Source organism: Oceanirhabdus seepicola, assembly GCF_023684385.1.
Classification (GTDB): Bacteria; Bacillota; Clostridia; order Clostridiales; family Clostridiaceae; genus Oceanirhabdus; species Oceanirhabdus seepicola.
This window is the reverse complement of record NZ_JAGSOJ010000003.1, coordinates 485950-503207: the sequence shown is the minus strand read 5'-3', so window position 1 is coordinate 503207 and position 17258 is coordinate 485950. Positions and strand designations below refer to the sequence as shown.

14 protein-coding genes are annotated in these 17258 nt (G+C 28.5%); 2 read left to right on the top strand and 12 right to left on the bottom strand.

Annotated features, from left to right (window positions below; translation table 11 throughout):
* Positions 1-112 precede the first annotated feature (112 nt).
* Entirely contained in the window at positions 113-1324 is a 1212-nt protein-coding gene (locus KDK92_RS16095; RefSeq protein WP_250860365.1) for an alanyl-tRNA editing protein, read from the top strand.
* A 53-nt stretch (positions 1325-1377) separates the two neighbouring features.
* Here KDK92_RS16095 and KDK92_RS16090 read toward each other — a convergent pair whose 3' ends face one another.
* The gene (locus KDK92_RS16090) at positions 1378-3072 is read right to left on the bottom strand and encodes a DUF4932 domain-containing protein (protein WP_250860364.1); all 1695 of its coding nucleotides are present in this window, start codon (positions 3070-3072) and stop codon (positions 1378-1380) included.
* Positions 3073-3617: 545 nt separating this feature from the next.
* On the opposite strand from KDK92_RS16090, the gene KDK92_RS16085 reads away from it, so the two are divergent.
* Complete coding sequence (locus tag KDK92_RS16085) at positions 3618-4427, top strand: CPBP family glutamic-type intramembrane protease (RefSeq protein WP_250860363.1); 810 nt, start codon at positions 3618-3620, stop codon at positions 4425-4427.
* A 259-nt stretch (positions 4428-4686) separates the two neighbouring features.
* On the opposite strand, the gene KDK92_RS16080 is transcribed toward KDK92_RS16085, so the two are convergent.
* The 11 genes from KDK92_RS16080 to KDK92_RS16030 form a co-directional block, all read right to left on the bottom strand.
* Positions 4687-6390: a DUF4932 domain-containing protein gene (locus tag KDK92_RS16080; protein WP_250860362.1), complete on the bottom strand. Its 1704-nt coding sequence runs from the start codon at positions 6388-6390 to the stop codon at positions 4687-4689.
* 279 nt (positions 6391-6669) lie between these two features.
* Positions 6670-7860: a hypothetical protein gene (locus KDK92_RS16075; protein WP_250860361.1), complete on the bottom strand. Its 1191-nt coding sequence runs from the start codon at positions 7858-7860 to the stop codon at positions 6670-6672.
* Positions 7861-8014: 154 nt separating this feature from the next.
* A complete protein-coding gene (locus tag KDK92_RS16070) occupies positions 8015-8737 on the bottom strand; it encodes an amino acid ABC transporter ATP-binding protein (RefSeq protein ID WP_250860360.1) in 723 nt (240 codons plus the stop codon).
* Positions 8724-9380: an amino acid ABC transporter permease gene (locus KDK92_RS16065; RefSeq protein ID WP_250860359.1), complete on the bottom strand. Its 657-nt coding sequence runs from the start codon at positions 9378-9380 to the stop codon at positions 8724-8726. Before KDK92_RS16065 ends, KDK92_RS16070 begins: the two co-directional genes overlap by 14 nt.
* Before the next feature lie 11 nt (positions 9381-9391).
* Complete coding sequence (locus tag KDK92_RS16060) at positions 9392-10195, bottom strand: ABC transporter substrate-binding protein (RefSeq protein WP_250860358.1); 804 nt, start codon at positions 10193-10195, stop codon at positions 9392-9394.
* Between the two features lie 278 nt (positions 10196-10473).
* Positions 10474-12444: a cache domain-containing protein gene (locus KDK92_RS16055; protein WP_250860357.1), complete on the bottom strand. Its 1971-nt coding sequence runs from the start codon at positions 12442-12444 to the stop codon at positions 10474-10476.
* A gap of 256 nt (positions 12445-12700) precedes the next feature.
* Entirely contained in the window at positions 12701-13720 is a 1020-nt protein-coding gene (hutG, locus tag KDK92_RS16050) for a formimidoylglutamase (protein ID WP_250860356.1), read from the bottom strand.
* A 118-nt stretch (positions 13721-13838) separates the two neighbouring features.
* On the bottom strand, positions 13839-14498 hold the full coding sequence (locus tag KDK92_RS16045; protein WP_250860355.1) for a hypothetical protein: 660 nt from the start codon (positions 14496-14498) through the stop codon (positions 13839-13841).
* Entirely contained in the window at positions 14476-15471 is a 996-nt protein-coding gene (locus KDK92_RS16040) for a uroporphyrinogen decarboxylase family protein (protein WP_250860354.1), read from the bottom strand. Before KDK92_RS16040 ends, KDK92_RS16045 begins: the two co-directional genes overlap by 23 nt.
* Positions 15472-16113 carry a cobalamin B12-binding domain-containing protein gene (locus KDK92_RS16035; RefSeq protein WP_250860353.1) on the bottom strand — a complete coding sequence of 214 codons (642 nt, stop codon included), beginning with the start codon at positions 16111-16113 and terminating at the stop codon, positions 15472-15474.
* Between the two features lie 16 nt (positions 16114-16129).
* Positions 16130-17257 (bottom strand): GNAT family N-acetyltransferase, encoded by a 1128-nt coding sequence (locus KDK92_RS16030; RefSeq protein WP_250860352.1) that lies wholly within the window; start codon positions 17255-17257, stop codon positions 16130-16132.
* Position 17258: the final 1 nt, after the last annotated feature.

Below are 17258 nucleotides of genomic sequence, written 5' to 3'. Positions count from 1 at the left end.
GAATACAAACAACTGCAACATTCACATAGGATATTTCCACTAATTAAGTTATAATATATTATATAAATGAAAAATATAATTGAAATCGTTACTATAAAAGGAGTTGTACATATTGCAAAAGTCTTATTATGATAATCCATATAAAAAAGAATTTACTGCTGAAATAATAAATGTACTTGAAAAAGATAATAAATTTCACGTTGAACTTGACGAAACTTATTTCTACCCACAAGGGGAAGAACATCCTGGTGATACTGGATCCATAAGCGGAACTCCAGTACTTTCAGTATATGAAGCGGATGAAAAAGTGTATCATGTAGTTGAAGTAAAGCCTATGAAAATACACAAAGTTAAATGTAACATAGATTGGTCGAAAAAGTTTGACTATATGCAAAAACATCTTGCCCAATATATAATATCAGCATATTTATTTGAGTTATTCAATGCAAATACAGTTAAAGTTAATCTGGGAGATGAACATTCATATATTGATGTTGATAGAATAATTGAAAGTACTGAAATTAAGAAAGTTGAAGAAATGGCCAATAACTTAATTTTTGATAATATCAAGGTAGATACATTATATCCTACAAAAGCTGAACTAAAGAAATTAAAACTGAAAAACATTGATAAAAAAGCTGGTGGGAAAATAAGAATTGTGAAAGTTGGAGATGTTTTTGCAATTCCATGTACGGGAATACTACCTAATTCAACAATTGAATTACAGACACTTAAAGTTATTAAATATGAAAACCAAGGTATTGGTACGAGAATTCACTTCCTTTGCGGTTCAAAAGCAGTTTCTAACTACATAGAAAAATTTGACTCTATGGAAAAGATATCAAAACTTTTATCGTGCACTGATAGTAATGTTCTACTTGAAGTGGAAAAGCTAAAAAAAGAACTTAAAAAAGCCCTTTCTGAAAGGAATTCATTAAAATCAGAGATTGCTGACTACGAAGTCCAAAATATGGTTAATTCATGTGAAAAAATTAAAGATATAAGCGTTATTAAGTTAGTACATGATACGATAGATATAAAACACGTTAATCTTTTAGCATCAAAGTTAACAAGCTTTCCAAATGTTATAGTTTTATTTGGAGTAAAATCTGAAGACAAAGCTCAGCTAATCTTCTCATGTACAAAAGGGTTGAAAATCATCAGTATGAATATCCTTTTAAAGGATGCTATAACACTAATAGACGGCAACGGTGGAGGAAGTGACTTCTCAGCTCAAGGTGGAGGAAAAAATAACAATAATTTAGATTCAACGCTAGATTATGCTTACAATAAAATTAAAGGTATCATTATGGGTAATTCTTAACATTAATAAAAGGGAGCTACTAGCTCCCCCCATGCTTTACAAGATTAAATATACTATTCAAATCTCCATATACCATTCTCTTTTATGTAATAACCTGAATTAATCTCTTTTGTATCTTCAGCAATAACGAAATCTATAGGACCAATAAAAACTGAATTAATTCCAATTATAGATTTTGCCTTTTGTGCTGTATAAATTATCATACCCTTATTTTTATTTATAGGATTAGGCATACTTGTAATAAATCTTACGTTATTACCTTTATAAACCTTGTCTGCTGTTATTTTATCCTCTTCTATTTTGAAAGGAAAAGCCTTAGAATATCTCTTGAGCCATAGATTTCCCTCTAGGGTTCCAAAGACTATAAGATTCTTATCACTTAAGTCTTTCTCTAAAGCCTCTTTATCTGTTATAATCTCAGCTTGCTCTCCAAGCTTATCCTTATATTTCTCAAAAAAGCTATTAACATCTTTTACAATGTTATTTTGTATCTTTTGATCTTCTTCATTAGTAGGTAATATAATAGTTATATTCTCATCCATCCAAAACAACTTATAAATATTTCCTGTAAAACTATAAAAGTCTTTTCCTAAGTCCTGTTCACTTAATTCTTTAAAGACTTTTATCAGTTCTGGGTAAAATTCTTCGAATGATTTATATCTATCTCTATTATTTTCATACTCCTGAAGTTTCTCACATAGTGCTTCCACATATAAGAATTCCATACCTTTTTCCTTATTAAGAGCTTTATCATATGCTTCTTTTCCTTCATTTAGATATGCAAGACGTGTAGTAACTGCTCTAACCACATGTTCATTTACACAGCTTTCCCAATTACCATAAGATTGCTTATTCATTGACTTTGATATTGGTGTATATAATTTACTATAGTCATTAATTTCACTTAAATTATCTTTGAAAACATGTTTTATAAAAGAATGACTAAATTCGTGCCAAACAATATATCTAATATATTCAGTATCTCCAAATACTGGCATGCTTTTTTCTGTAACCCTTGGTCCTTGAATACTATAAATATCATATGCATCTTCATTTTTTACATTTAGCCCAAATCCACCATGATGAAATATAGGAGCTAATATTATATTATAGCTTTTTTGTTTCATTCCATAATAATTTTCTATATCTTTTATGTAATCTCCCTGATTCACTAACATTGCAGTTTTTTCTACTACTTCATTATAAAAGCCTTTATTTTTCTCATAAAATTCATTAAATTTTGTATCTACTGCGAATTTATTCAGTTCTGAAATAAATTTTTCTAAGTTTTCATCTCCTCCAGCGCTTCCAATAATAGAATCCTCAAAATCTGACTCTTTACCAATCACCATAGGATTAGATAAATGCAGCATAGCTTCTGGAGGCTCACCAAAAGTGAATCCAAAATTAGTCATTCCGTTAAATAGTTTTACAACCTCATGATCTGAATACTTCGAGAAATAATCCTCCATATCTTTTTTGTATTTAAATTCTTCTTTTGTAATTAAACCATACCTTACATCATAATCACTTATAAGTTGTACTGCAGATAGTAATTCAATCCTGGGGTCTATGGAAATGTTTATTCCCTTAACTTCTTGTACAATTGGTTTAAGTACAATAATACCCTCTGAATTTACACTAACTTCTTTTTCTATTTTAGTATTATTTCTAAAAAATATTGTAGTTACTCCTATACTTAAAATAAAAACTAAACCAATTAAATAATATTTCTTTCTATTTTTCATAAACTCCTCCATATTGAGAATCCGATTTAAAACTTTATTTATACATATCTCAAAATCGCAGTGTTTCTATGAGTTTTGAGTATGTATAAATTTAGTTTTATACTGGAATCTCTATAACAAAATTTTTTTACAGATTATTTTTATAAGCCCTTCTCTTTTATATGAACTAAGCTTTTAATTCAACTTAGTAAAATTTGTCTATTGTAAATATACTACCATTATTTTTCTACATTATAATAATTAATGTATTTAAACCACATTTTCACTATTAAACTGTCATATGAATCATATTAAAACTCATCTCACCAAAACTTATCAGTATGAATATCCTTTTAACGGATGCTATAACACTAATACACGGCAACGATGGAAGAAGTTAATTTATTACATACATTTCAGATATAAAAACATTGCCAATATTCATTAAATTCGTTTATATATAATGAAATTTATTACAATTATAGAAATTTTATCGTATAATTAATTAATAAACCAACTAACAATTATTAGATATTGTTAAGTAATTTATTGTCTGGAGGGAATTTATGAAAAAATCAATTTATCTAAAGAGAATTTACTTTGCTTTTTCAGTATTCATATTAGTATTTGTAGTAAATTTTATGATACCGGTCTTCGGAAATATAGGATATACACAAAGAATGTGGATTTCATTTAATTTTTTCGTAATAATATTTGCAATTATTATCCTTATAAAAAACAAGTTTCCTAACAAGAACAATATTATTTCCTCTCTGATATTAGGTGCTCTTATGTTTGTTGCTTATGAAGGATTTTCATTTTCTTCATTTAAAGCATTTTTCTCAACCACAATCTGTTCGCTAGCTACTTTTAGCATTTTTATTAATCATCCGAACTATGCCATTCCCATAGTCAAATCGAAAAAAATATATAGTATTATTGTAAGCATAATTATAGCTATATTAGTAGGAACCACCTTGGGAACTATAAATTTATTCACAAGTGGACAGAAATTATCCCTAAATATTAATCTATCCTGCTTTTTAACTGCTTTAAACCCAGCTATTTTTGAAGAAATCTGCTTCAGATTTTTTATTTATGCTCTTTGTATATATCTCCTTAAAGGTAATATTAATACGAAAACCGAAAAATTTTGGTGCTATTTTATGATGGTTGTTCCACATGCTATGATACATACACCAGAGATATTCATGAATAATGGAGCTATTTCAGGAATAATAGTTACAATTATGCTATCCTTGCTTTTTGGTTTACCTTTTGCACTTCTTCAAAAAAAGAGAGATTTAACATCAGCTATGATAGCACATGGTTTAGTTGATATTATTAGATTTTGCTTTATAGGTTTACCTTTTTAATAATAAATACAGAGTATGAACAAAAGATCATGTTTTATTTAAAGAACAATATCAATAAATTAAAAAACAAGGTAGTCAGAAGGGACTACCTTGTTTTTGTTGTCAAAGTCACAAAATATTGTTTTCACTCTGTTTGCCGTCTTAAGAGTTTTAATGTTACTTTCTTTTTAGCATCTTCTGCATAAGAAATATTCATTTTATTTCCTGGGAAATTATACCAATTTATCAAATGACCTTATACCCCTGAAAATTCAATATATTATTCAAATTCCCATATAGCATTGTCTTTTATATAATAATCAGAGTTAAGCTCTTTTTTTCCTTTTGCAATAATATAATCAGTAGGACCATGAAAAACTGAATTTATGTTTATTACGTCTTCACCCTTTTGAGCTGTATAAATTACCATACCATTGTTTTGATTAAAAGGATTAGGCATACAAGTAATAAATCTTAAATTACCACCTTCATATACCTTATCAGCTGTAATTTTATCCTCTTCTATTTTGAATGGAAAGTCATCAGAATATTTTTCAAGCCATAGATTTCCCTCTACTGTTCCATAAACCACGATATTCTCTTCACTTAAATCTTTATCCAAGGCTTCCTTATCTGTTATAATCTTAGCATTCTCTCCAAAAAATTTATTAGCAATTTTTTCTATGTCTTTTTCTATCTTTTCATCTTCCTCATTTGTAGGAATTATAATAGTTAGACTCTTACCCATTGTATATACCTTATTAATTGGTCCTATAAAATTAACTTTATAGAAATCTTTTCCTAAATCTTGCTCACTAAATTCTTTAAAAACGGCTACCAGTTCTGGATAAAATTCTGTGAATGATTTATATTTATCTCTATTATTTTCATACTCCTCAAGCTTTTCACATAAAGCTTCCACATAGTAAAAATCATTGCTTTTTTCATAGTTGATAGCTTTATTATATGATTTTTCACCTTCATTTAGATATGATAAACGTGAAGTAACTGCTCTAACAATATGTTCATTTACGCATGTTTCCCAGGTATTATAAGCTTGTGAGTTCATTGCCTTTGCTAAAGGAGTATATAACTTACTATATTTATTAATCTCATCTAAATTTTCTTCAGTTGTAGGATTTACAAAGGAGTGGCTAAATTCATGCCATGCTAGGTATTTAAAACTTTTTACATTTCCAAACATAGGTATATTCTTCTCTGTAGAACTTGGACCTTGAATACTATAAATATCATAACTTCCCTCTTCATTTCTCACTCTTGGACCGAACCCACCAGGATGAAATAGCGGAGATAATATTATATTATAGCTGTTTTGCTTCATACCGTAATAGTCTTCTATATCTTTTATGTAATCTCCTTCTTTAACTGCTTTTGCATTTTCTTCTACCACTTTTTTATAAAAATCTGTATGGCTTTCATAAAATTCATTAAAATTTGTGTCTCCGGCAAATTTACTTAATGCTAAATAAAAATTTTCTAAGTTTTTAAATCCTCCAGCTCTTTTAATTATGTAATCGTCAAAATCCTGTTTTTTACTTACATTTAAAGGATTTGATAAATAAAGCATAGCTGTTGGAGGTGCATCGTAGTTAAATCCATTTTTACTCATCTTATTAAACAGTTTTACAGCCTCGTGACTTGAAAACTTAGAAAAGTAATCCTTCATATCCTTTTTATATTGAAATTCCTTTCTCGTAATTAAACCTGTTATTTTATCATAATCACTTATAAGTTGCACTGCTGCAAGCAACTCAATTCTTGGGTCTACAAAAACATTTATCCCATTAACTGATTGTACTATTGGTTTAAGCTCAATAATATCTTCAGTATTTTCACTCACATTATTTGAACTTATGTCATCAGCTTTCTGAGCTTTAGTATTATTTAACATAAACACTATAGTTATCCCTGCAATTAAAATCAAAACTAACCCAATTAAATAGTATTTCCCTCTGTTTTTCATATACTCCTCCATAACAATTTTTATAGTAATGTATAATTTATCTGTAACTTTTTATCATCATCTCCTATCACATTTTTTTATGTAAGTTCATCCTCACGTTTTGTATGTAAACCAATACTGATTGTCTAACACTCATTATACTAATTATTATACATTTTTACCATATTAATCTACAAACTCCAACAGGAACACTACAATAAAAACACCATGATTATTAGAAAATATTCATAGTGTTTATAATATACATTTATCAAGTAATTTTAGTGTGTTGTATTTCCATTACTTTCCCCATAAATTCAATTTTTCAGTTCTATGTTCATAAATCCATTCATACCCATATGATATTTGGATATACTTAATTTTCCATGAATTATCCTTAGAAAAAACCGTCTCAATTCTTACTGGAATTTCAAAATCTTCACCTAAATTCTCTATCATAAATACAGATGAGATATGACGTAAAATAGTTAAATGCTTTTGTTTAACATCACCTTTACTCTCTAAAATATTTTTGCTTTCATTTAACAAAGATTGAAGTAATTTTTCTCTAGAAATTTTGGTTTTGACCGTTCCTAATGTTAATGCCCACCCTGTATTATTTTCAGTGTTTATAACAGAAGACTCTGTATCTAAATTTATTTCATTCCATACACCTTTCATATTATTTAACTTGTCTATGAATTCTTCCTTTTGGGTAACAATATTACCATCTGGACAAATTAACAATGAGTTATCTTTATCAAATATCTTATTAAACATATCAGTTCCATTAAAATCATTTTCATTCCAATGATTTTGTAATGTACTTAATAAACCTTTAATTTCAGCAGTCTCTCCATAGCAATTTTGTTGAAAATTTTTTAACTGTTCTTTTGCTTTTGAGTCATCTGCACTTCTGTCAAATAAATAATCTGGAACATTAAGAGATGATACTGAAAATTTCATCTGTTTAAACTTCCACTTACCTTCATGTTTTTTTAGTAAACCTGTAACTCTCAATGGTATAAACTGTTCATTTTTTTCTGAGTAACCAATACCCCATTGTGTTAACATCCAATTAAGTAATACAGTCTTATTTTTTAATTCACTTGAATCTAGATTTTCAAAATCAATTTGTTCGAAAATGAACTCTTTTTGCGACTCCAATTTTTCAGAATCAAACTTAAAATCTATCTTTACACTTCCTTTTAATGCTATAAGAGCAATATCTTCATTTAAATTCATTATAATTGGATTGTTTAAATCACAACTTACGTCCCCCCAGTATTTCCAATCACCTTCAATTAATTCTTTAGTCTCCTCAAAACCTAAACATATTTCTCCTGGACTTGTTCCCATAACTCTTAAATCAGCGTCTTTTGTAAACAACTCCTCTGTATAAGCATCTACATTCTCTAAATTTCTTTCTGTATAGCCCTTTTGAAACTTATATAATACTTCCATAATTTCTTTCTCAAATATTCTATCCATAAAAAATCCCCCATGTAATTAAATTTTTCTCTATATTTATACTACCATATTAATCCACTGCTTGTTGCTCAAGAACAGTTCATAAAAGAAAATGAGCTATTTAATCTTTTAAGAATAAAAAAGCAAGCTTTAAAAGATTATTCTTTAAAGCTTGCTACAATACCTTATTCAAAAATTCCTTTGTTCTATTATGTTTTGGATTATTAAAAATATCTTCTGGCTTAGATTCTTCTATAATATTTCCCTGATCCATGAAAATTACCCTATCCCCTACTTCTCTAGCAAATCCCATTTCATGAGTAACAATTACCATGGTCATTCCTTCAGCAGCTAATTCTTTCATAACAACTAGTACCTCTCCCACCATTTCAGGATCTAGTGCTGATGTTGGCTCGTCAAAGAGCATTACTTCGGGCTCCATAGCTAATGCTCTAGCTATTGCAACACGCTGTTTTTGTCCCCCTGAAAGTGAAGATGGATATGCTTTGGCTTTATTTTCTAGCCCTACTTTGTTAAGAAGTTTATATGCTAATTTTTCTGCTTCCTCCGTATTTACTCCTTTTACCTTTATTGGTGCTATTGTTATATTCTCTAATACTGTTTTGTGAGGAAATAAATTAAACTGTTGAAAAACCATCCCCATCTTTTCTCTTACATTGTTTATATTCGACTTACTATCAATGATATTTGTTCCTTGAAATTGTATACTTCCATCTGTAGGTTCTTCTAATAGATTCAAACATCTTAAAAATGTACTTTTCCCAGAACCTGATGGCCCTATTACTACTACAACTTCTCCTTTTTTAATTTGATTATTTATTCCTTTTAACACATGATTTTTTCCAAACTTTTTATGAAGATTACTAATGTGAATCAACTCTTTTTAACCTCCCTTCAGCTATTCCTAACAACTTAGAACATGTAAATGTAAGTACAAAATACATTAGAGCAACAATTATTAAAGGTTCAAAAGGTCTGAATATATTACCTCTAACAGTATTCGCCTTATACATAAGTTCATGTATTCCTATTACAGAAACTATTGATGATTCCTTGATTATAGTTATAAATTCATTCCCTAGTGCAGGAAGTATATTTTTAAAGGCTTGTGGTATAATTATGTGCTTCATAGTTAGGGAATTGGACATCCCTAAACTTCTAGCAGCCTCCATTTGACCTTTATCAACTGCATTAATTCCCGCTCTTACTACCTCAGCAACATATGCACCACTGTTTAAGGAAAGAGTGACTATCCCAGCTAAAATATCTGGTAACTCAATCCCTATAGCTGGAAGTCCATAATAAACAATATATAATTGAACAAGTATTGGTGTTCCTCTAACAAACTCTATATAAGCTGTAGATAAATATTTTAAAATCTTCTTTGAAGATACTTTCATTAAACTTAATACTAGTCCTAAAGCTGTTCCAAATAATACTGTAAATAATGCAATAATTAATGTGTTTTTTGCGCCTTCTAAAAAGAAGGTATAATACTTTGGTAAGAAACTAAAATCCAATTTACTCCCTCCTATTCTTCAAGCAGACTATTTGCATTAACAATAAATTCATCAATCTTTCCTTCTTCAATTAGTTTATCTATTGTCTTATTAATTGCTTCTATAAGTTCTTCATTTCCTTTTGATGCAGCAACTGCTGAGCCTATCTCTTCTGAATTAACATCTAAATTTATATCTGTAATCATTAACTCTTGATTCTTCTCAACATAGGCTTCAGCCACAGGATTCTCTATAACTATAGCATCTACTTTTCCGTACTTTAATTCAAGAATTAAATCTGTAATTTTTCCTAAACTCTTAAGTTCAGCTTCTTTAATTTGTTCAGTAACTAACGCTTCTTGTACAGATCCTTTTTGTACTCCAATTTTTTTGCCTTTTAAATCTTCTAAGTTCGATATCTTGTCCATATTTTCTTTATTAATTAAAATATTGTTTACAGCTGTGTAATATATCTTTGAAAAATCAACATTCTCTGCTCTCTCTGGTGTAGGCGTCATTCCTGCTATTATAAAATCAATTTTACCAGTAACTAATGCTTCTAATAACCCATCAAAACTCATATCTTTAATTTCAAGTTCTACACCTAAATCCTCTGCAATTGCTTTTGCAATATCAATATCAAAACCTACTATTGTATCCTTACCATCTATCTCTTTATGAAATTCATATGGTGCATAATCAGCACTGGTTCCTAATACTAATTTACCTTTTTTATTTATTCCCTCAACACTTACCTCTTTACCACATGATGATAAAGTCAACATTACCATTCCAACAAGTACTAAACTTAATAACTTTGCATAAATTCCTTTCATTTCATTTCCTCCTTTGTGTTTTGTTCTTCTGTAAATGATTATACACAATATACGCATATTTATGCAAGTGTTTTTTTATTGGAAATTAATTCAAAGAAACATATTGGTCACTCAAGCCGCGTCTACACCTCGTTTTACCCTATATTGACACTTTTAAATTTATTTAAACTTATTTTAAAAGCTTAAATAAATATGCATTTTTATGCATTTTATTTCATTTTTCCTTGCATATATATTCATCAAATTTTAAAAACAAAAAAAGTACGGCAAGCCGTACTTTAATTAATCTCTATTCTATTTCTACCATTTTCCTTCGCCTTATATAGTAACTTGTCTACTTCTTCTATACAATCCGTTACATTTTTACTAATAGTACTACTATCAATTTCCACTATACCAGCACTAAAAGTTATACTAAGATTTTCATCTTCCATCCATTTTATATTACTAAAGTATTCTTTTATACGTTCTATTATTTTTAAAGCTAAAATTTTCTCTGTATCAGGAAGAATAATTATAAATTCTTCCCCTCCGTATCTACCAATAAAATCTGTGCTTCTTAAATTATCTTTAAACATTTTACATAATCCCTTTAATACTTTATCACCAAAGATATGACCATAAGTATCATTTAGGATTTTAAACTTGTCTATATCTAATAGTACTATGGAAGTTGAATTTCCCATTTGTTCTACAATTTTAATTTCAGATTTTAATTGAGTAATTATAAATCTTCTGTTATATACACTTGTAAGTTCATCTGTTATAGCATTATGTTTTAATGTATCTTCATAAAGCTTTCTTTCAGTTAAATCTCTTACATATGCAATAAATCTTCTTTTTCTATTTATTTCTATACTTTTTACGTGAAGCTCTACAGGCATAATTTTGTTGTTTTTATCTTTCAAATAGGTTTCCTTACTGATTTCAATAATTCTATTTTTAAATAACGGATCAATTATTAAACTATTAAAATTCAACTTAAATACTTCTAATTTTGAACAGGAAATCAATAATAAACCCTTATCATTAGATTCAAGAATTTTACCATTTGGTTCTAGAATAAATATTCCATCTTCCGAAAGATTCGTTAAAATTTCATATATTTTTTCTTCCTCTTTCATAGCATGTTGTGTCCATTTTAGTAAATATAATTGACAAACTGTAACAATCACTCCAATTAATATAACAATTGCTGTAATTTTAAATATAGCATACTTAATTTCTTTCATTAAATGTAATTTCTTCATTTCAATAGTCTCTTCTATTTCATCAGTATATTTCCCTGTACCTAAAATCCATTTCCAATCATCAATTCCTTTTACAAAAGTGATTTTAGGATAAACCCCTTCTTTATTAGGTTTTGGCCAAACATATTCAACAAATCCCTCACCAGAAGTATTTATTACTTTTTTCTCTTCATTGTGTATTTCAACACCATTGATATCTTTGATATTGCTAACATCCTTACCTATAAGTTCTTCTTGTGCAAATACCAAAGCTGTCCCCTCATAAGTCGTTACAAATATATATCCATCATTTCTATATCTTATCTGAGAGATTCTATCTAACACTTCATTTTTAACCTTTTCTTCTACATCATCAATATAAAGACCTGTTCCAATATACATGTCTAGAGGTTCAAAATATTTAACAAAAGAAATTTTTCTATATTTATTCCCTGTTAAATACGGCTTAGTCCATGAGTATTCATAAAAACCTTCTTCATTATTTTTTACAAATTCGATTATATCCTTCACAACATAGACACCATCACTATTTTTAAATTTTAGTAAATTATGCCCTTCCGTATTAGGACTAATTGAATTTAGGATACTCGTACCGTCTAATCTATTTGCAAAATAGTACCCACTACCATTATTAAATCTAACATTTCTTAATGCATCTTTAATCAATTTTTCAATTTCTACTTCTGTTTTATCCTTATTGTTTTCATAGATACTTTCCACAATGGTTATTCCTGCATAAACTCTACCTTTAATTTCTTTTTTTAATTTTTCTTCAGTTTTAGACTTATGATACTCAATATACTCATATACTCCATATACTTGATTTTTCATCACTTCTTTTTGTTCATTATAATACGCTTCTCTAAGAAGTTCAGCCTCTTCGTTAAATTTTATATATGACATATGAAAAATAAAACTTCCTAATATAATTATAACTAAAAGGATGTACACCACTGAAGTTAGAGTAGTGATTTTTTTTACTTTTGTTGATAATTTCATTAAAACACCTCTTAAGATATTTTGTCACCTTTAGTATAACATATAATCATCCTCCTTGTAGGAATCAAAATTTGTTTTTTTGATAACTTCCTCTAAACTGTTCTAAATCAAGCCTGTAAATTATTAAAAGCTTGTAAAGGAAGTAATTAATTCCAATACAAGCTTCTTTTGATTTTAAATCACACATTCATATGTAAACGCAAATCATCATATTCTTTTACATTTTTAATAAATCATTAAGTAAGTATCAAACTATTTAATCTAATAACGCTAAGTTATGGATTTTGCAAAGAGTTTCAATTACAGTGAAAATCAATACTGAAGCTAAATTGGATGTAGTATTATCCTGATCGAACCTTGGTGAAACTTCAGCAATATCAAAACTTATTACTTTATTAGATTTTAATATATATTTAAGAAATTTTAATACTCTTTCTGGCTCTAACCCTAAAGGTTGCGTCGCACTTACACCTGGTGCATATGCTGAAGAAAATACATCTGTACATATTGTTACATAAATATGATCTTGAAGTTTTATGAAATCATCTAACTTCTCCAATAATCCCCAGATATCACTATCTACAATATCTTTTGCTACAATATACTTTGCACCAAGTTCATTTGCAGTTTTAAATAAATTAACAGTGTTACGGTGCTTTTGAATTCCAAGGGCAAAATATGAATAATTTAGATTTTCTTCATTACAAATATCTGCAATTTGTCTAAACATTGTTCCAGATGTACCACCATTTGGATAAGGCCTAAGATCAAAATGAGCATCAAAGTTTATTATACCAATATTAGGTTTAGTATTATTTTTAGAGAAATGTTTTAATATACCATTATAGTGTCCAAAAGCTACTTCATGACCACCACCTAAAACTATTGGGAAAAGATTTAAACTTATGATCTTATCTATTGCACGTGAAAGCAATTCTTGACTTTCTTCTAAAGTTATATTTTCACAAAATATATTTCCTGCATCAAAGAGCTTAACATCTTGAGTAAAACGGCAAGGTAGATTAGCTAATTCCTTTCTAATACTTCTTGGACCTCTTGCAGCGCCCGTTCTACCTTTATTACGCTTAACACCTTCATCACAACAAAAACCTATAAATGCGAATCCTAGTTTACCAGTAAAGGGCTCTAAATCATCTTTATTTAAATCAATATTTTCAACCCATTGATGCCACCTAAAAGTATCAAAATCTGTTTCGCTATCAATTCTTCCTTGCCAAGCTGTTTTATTTGTAGTCCTATAGTTCGAATCAAACATTTTATTCTCCCTTCAACATTTTATTACAAATGTATGGTAATAATTAAATAAACACTTAAATATTTCTACATTGATTATATTCCATCGGCAAAAATTTTTCAAGACAAGCAGAAGCCTCTTACCAGCTTCCTTCTCTAAATGAACATGGATTGCTACATCTACTGCATCTATGACCACAATCCATTGCTTTTCCTCTTCCAATTCCCCAAATAAATGCAGTTGATTTTATTGGTTCCATCATACAATATTCATTTAAACTTACATTAATCTCTTCCTTGTTAAAGACTGAAAATAATGTTTTTAAGTTCTCAACATCCCAAGCACTTTCACCTGGAAATACTTCACAGGTAATATTCAAATTATCTTTTCTAAGTTCTTCTAGTAATTCTCTTCTCTTTTCGTCTACAATACAATCTAATGCAACAACAGCAATTTTATCGCAAATTAAAGATCTCATTACTTCACGTTTTACCATGTATTCTTTAATTACTTTTCCAATTTTATTTCCTAATGTAACTATATTTACTCCAACAGCAGTACACTCTTTTAATTGATTAAATAGGAAATCATCCTCAAGAATTATTTGATTTTCTAAGATAATCTTTTTTCCGTCTACACTTATAACTTTAATTATTTTACTATAAAATTGTGACTCCCAATAAGTATCGCTCTTGTCAATCTCTTCTTGAACCATTTTAATAATTTTTTCATGTGGTTCTCTTTCTCCATATCCTAAAAATCTTAAAATCTGCTTACTATCTATTATCAAGTTCTTCATAACTCATTCTTCCTATCCTCATTGCAGTTTGCAAATTTTCTATTGGTGTATCATTTAAACAATTACATCCAAACGCACAAAGATAATTCGAATATTTTCTCATATCAGATACAAGCTTCAATGATGCTTCTGCCACCTGCTCTTTGTTCATATATCCTAAAACTTCAATTGGATCTATATTACCAATAAGAACTATATCTTCAGGTATCATCGGTGCAATTTCATTATAGTCTAATATCTGGTCTAAACTTATAGCATCAATATGACAACTCAACATATTATCTAAAATTTTTCTTGTATCTCCACAAATATGAAGACCTTTCCAACATGTTAATTCATCATAAATTTTATTAATATAATTCTTAACAAATCTATCAAATCTCTCACCATTTAGCATTACAGCTGATGGTTCAGCAATAGATATGTATTGTGCTCCAACTTCATTTAATGCTTTAACATATCTCAATACAACTTCCGTTGTAAACTCAACCAATTCCTCAACAAACTCTGGATCTTTAATTATATTTCTTAACAAATCAGTAGCTCCTGCTAATTGGACTGCTAATGTAAAAGGACCTTGTATGGAAACATATAAATGCTTATCAATATTTTCCTTAATCAATCTTAAGGACTCTAAATTAGTTGACATTCTCTCATTCTTATAAGGATCTGGTACCTTCATACTTCTTAGAATTTCTCTATTTTTTACAGGATGTTTTAAAACACTTGGAAAATCATAATCAGGTTTTAAAATATCCAATCCTAATGCTTCACTACAAATAACCCCATCACATAGTCCATAAATAAAATCAGATTCAAAAATTTCATTCATTTTCTTTGCAACTTCAACTTGCTTTTGAGGATTAGTGTAAACTTCATATGCACTATATCCAGTTAAAAACAAGCCATTAGTGCCCATATCCGGCAGAAAAAAACCTCTTTCTTCACTATTTATATAATCTACAAATCTCATTTACATCACCTCACTTAGCAGTTTGTTTACTAAACTTACTGCTTCTGGTGCATTTTCAGAGTATCCATCAGCATTTATTTCATCTGCATACCTCTTAGATACCGGCGCTCCACCAATAATTACCAATGGTCTTTTCTCTAATTTCCTGTTTTTTATTTTTTTAATAAGGGGCTTCATACCCTTCATAGTTGTTGTCATCATTGATGATAAGGCAATGATATCTACTTTTTCTTCAATGGCTTTTTCAATAATAAAATCTAATTCTACGTTATATCCTAAATCAATTACTTCATATCCTGCTGCTTCTAGCATTATCGCTACTATGTTTTTACCAATATCATGAGTATCGCCTTTTACAACAGCGATTAATACTTTTCCTTTTTTCTTAATTTCAACTGTTGTTGATTGTTTTAAAACATTTATTCCCTTGTATAAAGTATCTGCACATACAATAGTCTCTGGTACATAATATTTTCCTTCTTCATATAATTGAACTACTCTCTTCATTCCCTCATTTAAACCATTCATATATATATCTTCAACAGGAATATTTTCTTCTATAGCTTCTTTAACGCACTCTTCTATTCTAATTTCATCCATTTCTACGATACACATAGCAATTTCATTTAATATTCGCTTCATTTTTAAATACCTCTTTTTATTGATAATTCAGATTTGCTGACCATACAAATGGTATTGGGAAAACAGTTTCTATGAATTTTTTTATATTCGAACACTCATTTATATATTTTATTTTTTCTGTGTTTCCTTGAAATATTAATTTATTTAAACTTTCAACATTATCAATGATTACTTTCTCATCTTCAAATTGAATTAAATAGCCTTCACCTTCTTTAGTAAACATTGTTTTATCTAAAATATCCTTTCTCACATACTGAATAAAATATGTATTTAAATCCTTCATAAACTTCTCAAAATTTATTATTTTTAATGTACCTTGTTGACAATCAAGCTCACGTTTATCATATTTATCAAATTGATTATTATATTCTTTAATGTGCACATAGTGACAAACATTTTCCAATTGCAAATCATAAGCTAATTTTCTTAGTGCCATATAAATAGTATTTGAATCTCCATATGCTTCAATAACTTGTCCATATTTCTTATCATCATCTATCACTCTTATTATCAAATATCCAATAACCTCATCTTGCTTTGTAATTACATATTTTTTATAAGAAAAGGTTCCCCAAGGAATAGTTGCCGAATCAAGTAATTCCTTAAATTCCTCATAAGTTCTTAAATATCTTGTGGAATTTAAGTTATACAATTGAATCATTTTATTTAGATGTTCTTCTTCATATTCCTTAATTTCAAAATCAATATGTTCATTATTAGGAGTAATTTCATATTTATAATGACTTTTCACCATTGAGCACATTCTTCTTCTATATAAATCTCTTGTTCCAGATATTAAAACCACATCTATTCCTTCACTCTTCATTTGTTCTTCAACTTTATCTAATATTTTGCTAGAATATCTTCGCCCTCTATACTCACTATTAGTACAAACTGCTCCAATACTTGCTGCTATAATATTAGCACCTTGCACTACAATATTTTGTTTCAAATAATTCACGTCTGCAACTATCTTATTATCTTCTTTAATTACAATCATATTATTAATATTTTTCTCATTTAATAAATACGGAAACTCATATTGCATTGTTGGTTTTTGATTTCTAGTTATTCTAAAAACATTATTTATAAGGTCTATTACCTGATTAAATTCATCAATTCTAGCGCTTCTTGGTCCTTCCATT